Source organism: Anoxynatronum buryatiense, from assembly GCF_900182905.1.
Lineage (GTDB): Bacteria > Bacillota > Clostridia > Peptostreptococcales > Tindalliaceae > Anoxynatronum > Anoxynatronum buryatiense.
The window spans coordinates 1-14,120 of the sequence record NZ_FXUF01000013.1 but is presented as its reverse complement, the minus strand read 5'-3'; the positions used below and the strand labels follow the sequence as shown (position 1 = coordinate 14,120).

Here is a 14,120-nt window from a genome sequence, read left to right as displayed (position 1 = left end):
AAAAGCGTCTATTTTTGGACAGGCGGCCTGTTATGGCTTTAGGACAACGTGATAGGCTCATATGTGGGAGTGTGCACCAATGGAAAGGCAAGCTCATCATGGTATGTTCAAGATTTGAAAAAGAAATCTCAGGAGGAGGGAAATGATGAATATGAGGCATAAACATAAGGCTTTCAAACACCATCACAACTGTTATCTGGCAATTCTCATGGCACTGCTGTTGCTGGTGGGCTCCACCGTACCCACATGGGCACTGGAAACCACGTCCGAAAAGGATTTTCCACCGGGAGCGGTGGCTTTTACCATTGACAAACCAGGATACGCCCTGGACGGGGAATGGCACCTGGCAGACACAGCGCCCTATCTGAAAGACAACCGGGTCATGGTACCTGTCAGGTATGCGGCACAGGCACTGGGAGCATCGGTGGTCTGGGAGGCAGATACCCGGTCTGTTGTGGTGGAAAACGGGACTGATACATTGATCCTACGTATCGGCAGCCGTCAGCTTATGAAAAACGGGCAAGGTTTCATGGAGATGGACACGGAGGTAGAAATCGTACCACCAGGCCGTGTCATGGTACCATTGTCCCGCCTTGCATCGGCCTTGGGAGTAGCGTATAACTGGGATGGAACCAGCCGTACAGCCTATTTTTTACCGTTAAGTCTTGATGTCACAGAAACCATTGTCTTTGATGCCCCGGGAATCTACGGGCCATCAGAAGGCACCAGCACCACTAACGGGAACGTGGTGATTTCTTCAGAAGATGTTGTACTGCAGAACCAGCACATTACCGGAACCCTTCTCATAGCTGAAAGCGTTGGAGTGGGCGACGTTACGCTAAACAACATAACTGTTGATGGGGACACCTTCATTGAAGGCGGCGGTACTGAGAGCATTTTTATAAATGGAGGGGAGTACGGGAACATCATTGTCCGAAACACCCCTGAGGGAGGCACCCGTATTGTAGCCACCAACGTGGAGGGATTGGAAATAATCATTGCCACCACTGAGCCTGGTGAATTGATTATCCTGGTAGGAAATTTCAGCCGGGTGACAGTGGAAGCATCAGAGGTGACCATCAAAACCCAGGGAGACACACGGGTGGACGAACTACTGGTCACAGAATCTGGAAAAGAGTTCCTTCTTGACTTGTCGGAAAACACGATCGTTGGTCTGTTGAGCACCGAAAATGACAGCACCAAAGTGGAAGGAATGGGTACCATTGAGGAAAAGAATGGGGAAGCTACCATTGGCGAATCAGTGACGGTGATGAAAGACAACGACAAACCAGCCTCAACATCTTCCAGTCCGACTGCTACAGGAGGCGGAGGCGGTGGTGGAGGTGGAACAGGTGGATCAACAACCCCCGACCCGCCACCCCAGGTCACCTATACCCTGGCACTTAGTGGGGAAGGCATTGCCTCAAATCCAGCGGCAGGGTCTCTGGCTGCCAATACTTCCGTAACAGTGACCGTCACACCTCCCTCAGGGAAGCAAGTGGCCACCTTTTCCGTTAACGGAGTCAACCGGAAGGCAGACTTACTGGCAGCACCGGTAAACCGGCACACCTTCACCATGGGTGCCAACACGACGGTTGCTGTTACCTACGAAAACATTCCCGTTGGCGGAGCTGACATACCACCTGTGCTGTCGGCTGACACCATAGGTAATTTCGTTAAAACCAATCTGGACATTCTTTTTACAGACAATAGTGTCTGGCGAAATGCGGTAACAGCGGTAAAAGTGGATGGTGGTGCCTTAACCGCCGGAACGCAGTATGAACTGACAGCCGGAAAACTAAGGCTGAATACGTCGTCCATCCCTGCCATGCAAGCAGTGAGTTCCTTTACTGTGACCGTGGAAGCCACAGGCTACCAGACAGCTGTTATCTCCCAGCCAGTGGCAGTAGGCCTTTCCGGCAGCGGTACGGCGGCAGATCCTTTCCGGGTGGCCACGGCGGCTGATCTGGACAAAGTTCGCTACTATGTCGCAGTTTCAGGATTATATTTCCAACAGACTTCAGACATCGACTTAAACAACATAGACTGGCAACCCATCGGTGTTTACGACCAAACCCTGGTTACTGAGGGTGAGCCTTTTATGGCGAATTATAACGGAAATGACTACTATATCGAAAACATGAAAATTGCAGACAACAGCCAAACATACAAATCAGGTTCTGGTTTATTTAGCCATACGAAGGAGGCTGGTTTAAGTAATATTGGACTCAAAGGTGTGGACATTGATGTGCCCAACACCGGATCAGTCGGCGCACTGGTTGGAGAGGCAATTGAAACAAATATTACCAATTGCGTTGTTGAAAACAGCACTAAGGTAAAAGGCCTTCATTCAGTAGGGGGCTTGATCGGTTATGCCCATCAAAGCATCATATCTAGCAGTAGCGCCGATGTACGGGTTATAGGAGAAACATCCAGTTCCACAATTACCCACAAAGTAGGCGGTTTTATTGGCAATTCGGGTAACAATACCATCACCGGCAGCAGCGCTCATGGAATTGTTACAGGCATCAAAGAGATAGGCGGCTTTGTCGGCTATATGAATCATGGAACCATCACGGGCTGTTTTGCCGATGGAAATGTGGCCATTACCGGAGATTATGCTCAGGATACCGGTGGTTTTGTGGGTCTAAACTATTTCGCCACAGCAGACCAGTGCTATGCCATCAGCACTGTTTCCGGCAGAACCTATGTGGGCGGATTTGCAGGCAGAAACATCGGAACCATTACCAACAGTTACGCAATAGGCAGTGTTGCCTACACAGGTACCGTTGCAGGCGGATTTGTGGGTCAGATTCAAAACAATGCAGCCCATCTATTAGGAGGTTCGCCATCTGATACCGGGTACAATTATGCTGATGTTGCCATTTCAGGCAGCAGCTCAACCATTGGCGCCTTCCTTGGAAAACATGACACATCTGCACCGGGAGGATCAGGCACCATACACCACAACCACTACAATGCGGGAATCGCAGTTGTGAACCAAGGCAGTGGGGCCAATGGTCTGACATTGGAGAACATGAAAAAGCAAGCCAGCTTCCCAGAATGGAATTTTAACACCATCTGGACCATACAGGAAGATGTGACCACCCCCTATCACAGATGGGAAAATCTATCTGACAATGCCAATCTAAACTCATTATCCGTGGTTGGCCAGAGCTTATCACCTGCCTTTGCAGCAAACACCTTAAGCTATACGGTGGAAGTGGCCGACGATGTCGGTGCTGTGGACATCATAGCTTCTCCCTCACATGCAGGCGCTTCCATGACACTCAACGGCACCCCTATGGGAAGCGGCACCCCATTGTCTGTGGCTTTGGGGATACCTGGAACCGACACTGAAATGACATTGCAGGTAACAGCAGAAAACGGCATCAACACAAAAATATACACCATTATTGTCAGCCGATCAGCTAACCTAATTATGCCACCTGACTTGATCGCAGACACCACGGAAAACTATGCCGGACAAACCCTTATGATCACTTTCAGCGACGGACAGGCATGGGCCAATGCCATTACAGAGATTTCGGTGGAGGGAGAGGTTCTTTCTCTTCAGCCTGACAACATTCAATATTACCTCAACACAGGGGATGCTGCGGTGGACGGGCAGATCTCACTGTACGGAAGCAAAATAAATGCCTTCCTAAGCCCCGGCAGTAAAGAAATAAGGGTAAAAAGCACCGGGTATGCCGATGCTGTGGTGATGCAGGACATCACTGCCACATTCTTTGACCGGGCAGCATTTTCCACACAACCGGTGGGACCAGTGGAAAATGGGGGGCTGTTGGCTACACAGCCAGTTGTGACCCTTTATGACAAATACAACAACCCCTGCACCGACGGGCCATCCAGCAACAGAGAAATCACACTGGAAAAGAAAACAGGCAGCAACTGGACACTGGGAGGCACAACCACGGTCAGCGCCGTCAATGGTGTGGTTTCTTTCGCAGACCTCACCGTCACCAACCCATCAGGACTGGCCATCACAGATGCCCAGCTCATGTATGAGGTGATTGGCAGCCCCAATAAGTATTTCTATAGCGAAAGCTTTGCCATCCCAGGGGCAACTGGCTTGGCGGCCCCCACCCTGACAGCAGATACCACCGACAATTACGCGGGGAACAATATTACCATCACTCTCTCAGCGGGAGATTGGGCAGATTGGATCAACGCCATTTCGGCAGTCAAGGTGGGCAATGACACCTTAACACCCTCAGCACCGGGACAATACAATATCGGAGCAGGGATTCTGACACTCTTAACCGGAAACATTACCCAGCTGCAGACACCGGGCACCTATACGATAACGGTAGAGGCTTCAGGTTATAACAATGCAGTGGTGAGCCAAAGTGTTACTGCCGGGCCACAGGCAAGCGCTGAATTTACCACCCAGCCCCTGGGACCTTCTGTGAGCGGAGGGCAACTGGAACAACAGCCTGTATTAACTCTCTATGACACTTATGGCAATGCATGCGCCGATGGCCCTTCCAGCAGTGCGTCCATCACTTTGCAGAGAGCTGTCGGAGATTCCTGGACACTGGGAGGCACCAGTACAGTAACAGCGGTGAACGGTGTCGCCACCTTTACAGATTTAACTGCCTCAAACCCCTCCGGTGCTGAAGTAATCACCGACGCTCAAATAAGCTATACCTTTACAGGACTACCAAGCTTCACTATTTTCAGTGAGGATTTCACTGTTCCAGCCTTTGGCAGTCAGTCTGCACCCATACTAACACCAGATACCACAGACAACTATGCCGGCAATACCATTGAAATCACCTTTGTGGATGATCCAGCATGGAGGGCAGCGGTTAACAGCATCATCATCAAAACAAACACCCAGGTATTTGGTCAAGAAGGGGTAACGCTGGAGGCTGGCAAGATGGTTCTTGACACCTCGAAAATTCTGGGTCTGCAGGAACCAGGAAGCCACCACGTATCCATTGGAGCTGAAAATTATGCTGTAACCGACACCTATCAAACCATTACCCCGGGTTTGGCAACGATTATAGAGATTGACATCCAACCCGTGGGGCCAACCGCTAATGGGGGTCATTTCGCCACTCCGCCCATGGTCAAGCTTAAAGATGCGTACAACAACGAATGCTTCCAAGGCCCCTCTGTTGGGGCAGAAGTGTCGGTGGAAAAATTTGGTGGAGGGGATTGGACACTGGGAGGAACGACCACAAGAGCCGCCAATGCAGGAAACGCCTATTTTCCTGATTTGACGGCCACCAACGGGACTGAATCAACTATTCTAAACGCACAGTTAAGCTTTACATTGGAAGGCTCCAGTGCATCTGTGGTGAGTGATGAATTCAGTATCCCAGTCTCGGAAGGGTATACTTTAACCCTGGAAGTTTTCCCGGATAGCGGAGCCGTTGGCACGGCCACCACCTCTGCGGGAACCAGCAGCGGTGTATTTTTACAAGGCTTCACTGTCACGGTCACCGCCCAGCCCAGTGTGGGCTACGAATTCGCTGGCTGGTCATGGGGAGGAATCAACGGGCCGTTTGTTAGCGCAGAGGCGGTCCTGGACTATACTATGCCGGGGGAAGACACTACCTTGTGGGCCAGTTTTACCCAATTATACCAATTGACCCTGGAAGCTTCTCCCACCAACGGCGGTACCGTTACCCTTGAGGGTGGGGTCACAAGCAACTATTTCGGGGGCTCTGATGAAGTGCCGGTGACCGCAGTGGCCAACGAAGGATACACATTTCACAACTGGACGCGTGAGGGTGTGGTAGTCAGCACAGCTGCCTCTTACGGTTATCAAATGAACGGACAAGACACTACCTTGGTGGCCAATTTCTTGTTGGGAGATTGACGGCACCACCGACGCTGATACCAGACACCACGGACAATACACCTAATTATTGGATAAGCATTGACTGTAGCCCCTATGATGAGTCCTATGCAAATGCCATCACTGTGGTAGAGGTGGATGGAATAGAGTATGGGAAAATGGAGGGCTTAGAGATTGTATTTGAGAGCGATGGTGGGGGCATTCGATTGAACCCAAACCAAATTCCTCCATTGCAGGTAAGAGGTGCCCATACAATCAGAATCAAAGCCACAGGTTACTTGGATGCCACTACTACACAGGTTATTACTGCAGACAGACTATTTTCAGCGACAACCATAAGTGGACCCGTACAGGGGGGAACCTACAACAACGGCCAGACTTTGCCGGAAATCAAGCTTCAGCTGAAAGACAGATTCGGCAATGCATTGATAGATGGGCCTGATGCCGGTATAAGCTTAACAGCAGAAATACCCCAAGGTTACGGAGGTGGATCCAACTTGTCTGGCACCTTGAGTGCATCGGCAGATGCTGACGGACAGGTTACCTTCAACAATATAGTGGTTAATCTGAGTGAAGGGGTGAATCAAGATTCTCTCACTCTCAAGTTTACAGGAATAGACATATATCTAACGGACCCCGGAACAGAAAATTGGGCTGTGTTCACTGTTGTTCGACCCTAAACCGGGAAGATCATAGAAATCGGAGGTTCAAAGTACTATAGTCAAATGTCATAAATCGGGTAGATGGCTGACCCTTAGTGGGTCAGCCATCTACCCGATTACCAAAAGTGCATCAAAGTTAATCAAACGTTTATCTGAAAAATGAAAATCCGATGGATTCTTGACTTACTCGCCCAAGGCCCAGGCAGCCGCATTTTTGCCGGCTTCACGACCATAAGTTAACCCGATGGAGATGGATGAACCGGAGGAAGGATACTCCTGATAGTAGAAAGCGCTGTTGGCAACTTCACCGGCGGCATAAAGGCCCGGGATAGGCTGATTATCGGCTTCAGCAAGCACTTCTGCCCGGGTATTGATTAACAGGCCACCCATGGAACCAATGGTGCTGGGCCGGGCTTCGACGGCATAGAAGGGGGCGTTGACAAGGTCGTCTCCCTGATTAAAGGCTGCCTGCAGCTTGGCAGCATCCATCCCCGCAGCTTCCGCCAGGGCTTCCACGGTGTCTGCCTGATACCCATAGCCCCGGTCAATGGCAGGTTGAGCACTGTCTGCCCCAGTGGCATCGTAAAGGCCGTAGAAAAGATCATCTCCCACTTTTTTCATGTTCGTGTAGTTAATGGGGTAATCTTTGCCCGGGGCAACGAAGGTGCCGTCAGTTTGAACGTATAAGGGGGCAAACATGGCCGAAGCATTGTATCCAGAATTTGGCAGACTGCCATGAACAATCTGGAAGCCGATGGCACCATTCTTGAAATCTGTGGCAGCGCCCACATCCATTCCCATGAGGAGGCCTTCACCCACATTGCCTTTGTTGGATAAGGGGAAGTCGCCGGCTGCAACGGGCATATACTGCTCTTTCAATGTTTCACTGGCATCAAAACCGCCGGTGGCCATCACAACAGCTTCTGAAGAGAAGGTATAGTTGGTATCTTTGGAAACTGCCCTGGCACCCTTCACAACGCCTTCTTCCATCAACAACTCAGTGGCCTTGATGCCTGTGAGGATGGTGACACCCAGTCTACGGGCCTCCTCTTCCAGGGGTTCGATCAAAGCTGAACCAATCATGAAGGTGCCGTCTTCGTACATGGAGAAATGGGCACGGGGCTGGGGAGCAGTACCGGCAGGCACATTCATCATCCAGTGAACACCGATGCTGTCCAGAAAAGCAATGGTATCAATGGAGTTTTCTGCATAAAATGTCAGCAGTTCCCGGTCGGCATGCTGCTCAGCCCGCTCCATGTAGTAGTCCACCATGGGAGCCACATCGCTTTCGTCCAGGGCAGCATACACAATACCGGCTGAAATAATGGTGGAACCACCCACGATGTCCTGCTTCTCGATGAGCGTGACATCAGCGCCGTTTTCAGCAGCTGAGATGGCAGCGGCAAATCCGGCGGCACCGGCGCCAATGACCAGCACATCGGTTTCAACAGCCAGCTCTTGCATTGCCGGCTGTTCCGGTGCAGCAGTGAGAGCTTCCGGAGCATTGGCCTGTCTCAGGGAGTCAATGACGGCTGCACGAAAGGCGGCAGTAGTTACCGTTGCACCGGAGATCAGGTCAACACCGGCTGTATTGGCGGCCAGTATGTTATCCTTCATCAGTCGCAGGGCGACACCGCCAACAGCTTCTGTTTCCTGGTATTCACCCAGTTCAATATCCAAAATCTCAGAATCACTCACGGTGACAGCGATATCAAAATCACCATAAAATCCGCGGCAGACGGTTTCGTAAGTGCCGGCAGTCATGCCGGATTCCGGCACTTCAGCCGCCGGGTCTTCAGCCGGTGCCGAGGGTTCCTGTGATGCGGGCTGGCTGCAGCCTACTGTGAAAAGCAGTGCAAAGCAGAGAAGCAAAGAATAGATTTTCAATTGATTTCTTTTCATTCATATCATCTCCTGTCTTGATATAAAAATAACATAAATACGTCGCTGAAGGAGCGTACACCTACTTATAAGCATATAACAGTTTCCTATTCAAGCAATGACAAAAGCAGGGAAACCATTGACGGTACAACGTTTCAATGGTACGCTACAGCTACCGGAAGTTTGATGTGCAGGGAAAAGGTTTTCTTAGCGAGGTGGGGAATCAAATGGATATCTTCAGCATGAAGTGCTTTTTAAGCGTTGCCCGTTATCAGAATCTTTCCATGGCAGCAAAAGAAGTGTTTATTTCTCAACCGGCGATGAGTCAGAAAATCAATATGATGGAAAAGGAAATGGGCGTTAAACTATTGAAAAGAAGCCGCCACAAGGTGGAAATGACCGAAGCGGGAAAGCTTGTCCAGGAAAAGTTTACCCAAATAGTCGCAGACTATGAGAATGTGATGATCCAGGCGCAAAAGCTGCACGCTGAAGGCAAAAACCATCTGGCTATCGGATACCACGGTCCTGTGGAATGGGCCAATATTCATCAGCGTATTCGCGAATTTCACCAGCAGTACCCGGACATAGAAGTGGATGTTCATATCGGCGGTTGGGGCCAATTAACCCAGATGCTGCTTGGTGGAAGAATTGATGTTTTTTTCTCTGAGAAAAGGGAAATTGAAGAAATAGCCACAATTGAGAGCGTGTATTTATTTCGGGATTACTCGGCAGTGGCGGTTTCGAAGACCAATCCCCTCAATCAGTATCAGATGGTTGCACCAGAATCTCTAAACGGACAGAAAATCGTGATGAGCAACAATTCGGATGCGGAAAAAACACTGAGGGCCATTAACATAGGCCTTACGGAAGCCGGCCTTGATATGGAAAACGCAAAATTTGTGGATAAATATGAGACAGGGATTGCCATGGCATCGGCTGGCATGGGAGTCACACCCATTCCAAGATCCTTCAAAATAAAGGGGCATGAATCGGTTGCCTATGTGGACATTGACAGTGAACGGATGTACCTTGATTTTGTGCTTGCCTGGCAGAAAGGCAATGATAACCCCAATATTCATCTCTATAAAGAATTTTGTCAAAAGCAGGATTGGACAAGCAGTGAGAAATGAATGGTTGAAAAGATTCTAAACGAAAAATAGAAATAAAAAAAGAAGAAGAAAAAGAGATACATGTAAGAAGTGTAAGAAGTGTAAGAAGTGTAAGAAGTGTAAGAAGTGTAAGAAGTGTAAGAAGTGTAAGAAGTGTAAGAAGTGTAAGAAGTGTAAGAAGTGTAAGAAGTGTAAGAAGTGTAAGAAGTGTAAGACAAAAGCCTGTATCAGATAGGGAAATTCTGATACAGGCTTTTGTGCGATGACAGGCTTTTGAACAATGCACTTTGCAAAAAAAGAGGCTGCCGTCTTCGGAATATTTGGCACAGCCTAAGATGAACAGGATCAAAGCGATGCGCATTGCAGCGGCCTGAGAAGCCGTGGTGATGGCAACGAGGGTTTGAATCGGTTTATGAACATTCGCTGAAGTGGGAAGGCTCACTGAGAATACGAGTAATGGCCTGCCCCAGAAGCTCCAAACCCGCCGGATTGCGGGACAAGTAAAGATTCGGCTCAATCAGTTCCAGTTCCAGTAACAATGGATCTCCCTGATGGTCATATAGAAAATCAACCCGCATATAAAGGGGCATGGGATTCAACACATCCACCAGGCGGGATAAAAACAGCTGGTCTTTTTCAGTGAGAGTGGTTTCGGTGTAAGTGCCCCCCCAGTGTTCATGCACTAAAAAACCTTCATCAGCGGGTGTTTTTTTCATCACAAACATAGGCATACCGTCGATGATGACGGCTGATCGCTCCCCTGCAGTCTTGACACTTGAGATAAAGGGTTGGATGATGGCCGTTTTTTGTTCTCCAAATGACCGCACACATTCCTGAATGGCGCTGAAGTCATGGGCGTTCACCAGGTGGGTGTCATAACCACTGGCGCTGACAGTGGGTTTGATAATCAGCTTTTCGGCGGTAAAAGGCCAACAGTTTGGGGTTAAGGCATCGGCAGAATCCACAAAATGACAGGGGACGATGGGAATACCCCGAGCGGCAATCTCCTGCAAATAGCGCTTATCGCTGTTCCAAACAATGGTGGCAGTCGGGTTCACAAGGATACATTGCTGCCCAATGTGTTGCATCCGATCCAAAAACGCGGAGACATGGTGCTGGTAGTCCCAGCAGGATCGAACAATGGCCAAATCAAAGGCATCAAAAGAGACAGAAGCATCATCCCAGGGAACCAAAGTGGCCTGGAGACCAAAACTTTCAAGATGTTCCTTAAGCGCCAGGTCATCGGCATGGGGGGTTAAGGCATATTTTTCACTGACTAAAATGGCAACGGATTGCTTTCGATTCACGTGAGAACCTCCTTAAGATGTAGGATGAAATCGTGCAGCATCAAAGAATGAAAACAAAATGAATGCGCACTGTTTTCATTAATCTCCATGAAGGTCAGTATAGCATAGAAGTGTCTTAATGAGAAGGGTTTTCATTTCGATGCCGATGGGTTAACGGCCCTTCTTTTCCTGTGGCAGTGGGAAAAAGCGGTACCTACGCCAATCATCGAGTATTTTAAGCAAAAACGCAGATTAAAGCAGAAAGAACTTGACAGAAAGTACGGCCGTACATAGGATAGAATGAGTTGGATGGATTGAGTATCATTATCAACACATCAAGCCGTTGGGAGAAAATGGCGTGTTTTCTTGGGTGCTGGGCACCTAATACATCTTTTGGAGACTGATCAATGAAAAGCGGAGATATGACAGAAGGCGTTATATGGAAAAAAATTCTTTTCTTTGCGTTACCCTTACTGGGAACCAGCTTTATCCAACAACTCTATAACACCGTTGATTTAATTTTTGTGGGCAATGTGCTGGGAAAAGAAGCCACTGCAGCCGTAGGCGCTTCCACCCTTTTTGTGACCTGTCTGGTTGGCTTTTTTTCGGGCCTGTCAATTGGATCAGGCGTTGTCACATCCATGGCTTTTGGCGGTGGTGACCAAAAGGAACTGAAGAAAGTCGTTCACAGCGGAATGGGGATTGGCTTCCTTTGTGGCGGCTTGATTATGGTCATCGGATACATCTTTGCACCATCCTTCGTGGAATGGATCAACACACCCCATGAAATCAGAATCATTGCCATTACGTACATGAGGGTCTATTTCATCAGCTCGGTTTCGATGATCACCTTCAACATGGGGGCCAGTATCATCAGAGCCATGGGTAATGCCAAGATGACCATGTATATTCAGCTGGCGGGCGGGCTGACCAATGTGATCATGAATGCTTTTTTTCTGCTGGTATTAAAAAAGGGTGTTGAAGGGGTGGCCTGGGCCACGTTGTTTTCTCAAACAGTCGCCGCTGTCTTGGTGCTGATCTATCTGGGAAACTGTGATGAAGCATACCGGTTCTCCTGGAGGCAACTGGGAATTGACAGCAGCCATTTTGGAAAAATCGTGGGAATAGGCGTCCCCATTGGGTTACAGGCATTATTGATTACGCTGTCGAATGTGGTGGTGCAGTATCATGTGAACAGCCTGGGGGTGGATGCCCTTGCCGCTTTTACTGCTTATTTTAAAGTGGAGTTAATTGTGTATCTGCCCATCATGGCCTTTGGACAGGCAATCACCACCTTTACAAGTCAAAATATGGGTGCCCGGGCATTTGACAGGGTTCGACAAGGTACGCTGGTCTGCCTGGTGATGGGGAGCATCGTCACCATCCTCTTAAGTGCCCTGGTGATGATTTTTGGGCGACAGGCCTTTGGCCTGATCAATCGAGATGCTGGCGTGATAGATCTGGGTATCAACATTATCAGCATCACGGTCCCCTTTTATTGGATATACCTGATAATGGAAGTGACAGGTGGAAGTATCAGAGGGGCAGGCAGGACGCTGCCACCCATGGTCATCACCCTGGCGAACATAGGCATTTTAAGAATAGCACTTCTTTACCTTATCATGTCGCGGGTGGACAGTGTGAAGGGAATTGCCATCACATACCCCATCACCTGGGCGGTGACAGCTATTTTCATGGCAGGGTATTATCTCAGGTTTTTTAGAAAAGGCGGCCGTTTTTAAAGTGAAAAGCCTGCATCAGATGAATCATTGCTGATGCAGGCTTTTTGTGATTTGGGATATGCGTATTTTACCAAACGGCAGGCGCTTCTTCATGAGAGGCGTTTCTTCATGGCCATCGGCATCGGCACCGGCTTTATTCCACCGACAGTTCCCAGAGATACAGTGACGCCACTGACCCATAGGGTGAGTATCTCTTTCGGTAGCGCTGAAACTGTTCCTTTGATAACTGGTCCAGGTCGTAGAGCTTCATCATGGCCCGGCGGATCGCCAGGTCATCATAGCTGATCACATCATAACGATGGAGAGAGAAGAGCAATAACATTTCAGCCGTCCAGGGCCCGATGCCATGAAGGGAGGACAATTGTTTAATCACCTGCTGATCACTCATAAAGTGTAGTTGGCTGAAATCAACCTGACCCGTCGCCACCGCATCTGCGATGCCCCGAATATAGCTGATCTTCTTGTGGGTGGTGCCGCATTTTTGAAGCACTTCCGGGTCTGTGGCCAGAATGGTTTCAGGGGTCATGGTGCCGGTGATTTCCAGCAGCCGGGCCCACACCGTATCAGCCGCCTTACTGGATACCTGCTGGTTGATAATGCTAAACACCAGCGCTGTGAACACATCGGGCATTGTCTCCACTTCCAGTGGACCCATGCGGTCAATCATGTCGCCCAACCTGCGGTCTCTGCTTTTCAGGTAGTTCACTTCTTTCTCTCCATATCTAAAAACCGGTTTCATAGGTTGTCACATCCCCGGATAATAAGTACATTCAACAGACTGTTTTGCAACTGCATCATTGATCTTCTCCCCCCATATTGCTCACGCCTCACTTTGGCGTTCTCCCCACATGGATTTTTCTCTCACATGGATCATTCTCCCATGGATTTTTCTCACATGGACCGTCTCTCTCTTATTAGTTCCCGGTTTATCTCTGTATGTCTATCATCATCCGATATTCACGGGTTGTCAACTGTTTCCTGTTCCGGCTCAGTTCATTTTTCTGAGTTTGATTTTCAAACGGACACCGACGCTGAATCAGAAAGTGAATCAGAAAGCGAGTCTGACATTGAATCTGACATTGAGTCTGAGATTGAATCAGACACGGACGGTGAACCCGCCGAAGAATCACCGATAGCCGGTGGTGTAAACAGAAATTTACATAAAATTCATTTAAAATCAACGAAGTGATTTGGTGAATATGGTACGTTGTTGAAGAAACACTCATGCAAGCAGCAAGAAAAAACACCCATGCAATGAAATGGAGGGTTTTCGATGGCGCATTTCATCAGAATGTTAGGTTCTGAACGAGAATATGCCTTTCATATTTTTATCGGTGAACTTTCTGCCGTGTGGGGGCCTGTATAGATAAACCCCTCCGGCGGTCTGATATCACAGAAAGACGGAGGGTTCTATCCTGCCTTCCCGAGATATATAACGATGAAATCGATAAAAAACATTGATATTTCAACAAAATCAAGCACTTTTTGATTGACATGATCCTCGTTATATATTATAATATATAACGAGGAGGGATGGGTATGAGCATCGTTTATCAAACCAATAAGCAAACCGGCATCACTTACGCCTATGAGAACGAAGCCTACTGGGA

8 protein-coding genes are annotated in these 14,120 nt (G+C 48.8%); 4 read left to right on the top strand and 4 right to left on the bottom strand.

Going from position 1 to position 14,120, the window contains the following annotated elements:
* Nucleotides 1–145 precede the first annotated feature (145 nt).
* Nucleotides 146–5,851: a hemoblobin-interacting domain-containing protein gene (locus QOL74_RS14205; RefSeq protein WP_283410162.1), complete on the top strand. Its 5,706-nt coding sequence runs from the start codon at nucleotides 146–148 to the stop codon at nucleotides 5,849–5,851.
* Nucleotides 5,848–6,510 (top strand): hemoblobin-interacting domain-containing protein, encoded by a 663-nt coding sequence (locus QOL74_RS14200; RefSeq protein ID WP_283410161.1) that lies wholly within the window; start codon nucleotides 5,848–5,850, stop codon nucleotides 6,508–6,510. Before QOL74_RS14205 ends, QOL74_RS14200 begins: the two co-directional genes overlap by 4 nt.
* Before the next feature lie 165 nt (nucleotides 6,511–6,675).
* On the opposite strand, the gene QOL74_RS14195 is transcribed toward QOL74_RS14200, so the two are convergent.
* On the bottom strand, nucleotides 6,676–8,394 hold the full coding sequence (locus QOL74_RS14195) for an FAD-dependent oxidoreductase (protein WP_283410160.1): 1,719 nt from the start codon (nucleotides 8,392–8,394) through the stop codon (nucleotides 6,676–6,678).
* A 206-nt stretch (nucleotides 8,395–8,600) separates the two neighbouring features.
* On the opposite strand from QOL74_RS14195, the gene QOL74_RS14190 reads away from it, so the two are divergent.
* On the top strand, nucleotides 8,601–9,503 hold the full coding sequence (locus tag QOL74_RS14190; RefSeq protein ID WP_283410159.1) for a LysR family transcriptional regulator: 903 nt from the start codon (nucleotides 8,601–8,603) through the stop codon (nucleotides 9,501–9,503).
* Nucleotides 9,504–9,892: 389 nt separating this feature from the next.
* Here the strand turns inward: QOL74_RS14190 and QOL74_RS14185 are convergent, their stop codons facing one another.
* Nucleotides 9,893–10,789, bottom strand: a complete 897-nt coding sequence (locus QOL74_RS14185) for an ATP-grasp domain-containing protein (protein ID WP_283410158.1) — start codon at nucleotides 10,787–10,789, stop codon at nucleotides 9,893–9,895.
* Between the two features lie 386 nt (nucleotides 10,790–11,175).
* Here QOL74_RS14185 and QOL74_RS14180 point away from each other — a divergent pair, with 386 nt between their 5' ends.
* Nucleotides 11,176–12,510 (top strand): MATE family efflux transporter, encoded by a 1,335-nt coding sequence (locus QOL74_RS14180; RefSeq protein ID WP_283410157.1) that lies wholly within the window; start codon nucleotides 11,176–11,178, stop codon nucleotides 12,508–12,510.
* A 133-nt stretch (nucleotides 12,511–12,643) separates the two neighbouring features.
* On the opposite strand, the gene QOL74_RS14175 is transcribed toward QOL74_RS14180, so the two are convergent.
* Together QOL74_RS14175 and QOL74_RS14170 are read right to left on the bottom strand one after the other, a co-directional pair.
* Nucleotides 12,644–13,249, bottom strand: coding sequence for a DNA-3-methyladenine glycosylase family protein (locus QOL74_RS14175; protein WP_283410156.1), 606 nt, complete (start codon nucleotides 13,247–13,249; stop codon nucleotides 12,644–12,646).
* Nucleotides 13,250–13,920: 671 nt separating this feature from the next.
* A partial coding sequence (locus QOL74_RS14170; protein ID WP_283410155.1) for a hypothetical protein occupies nucleotides 13,921–14,120 on the bottom strand: 200 nt, incomplete at its 5' end.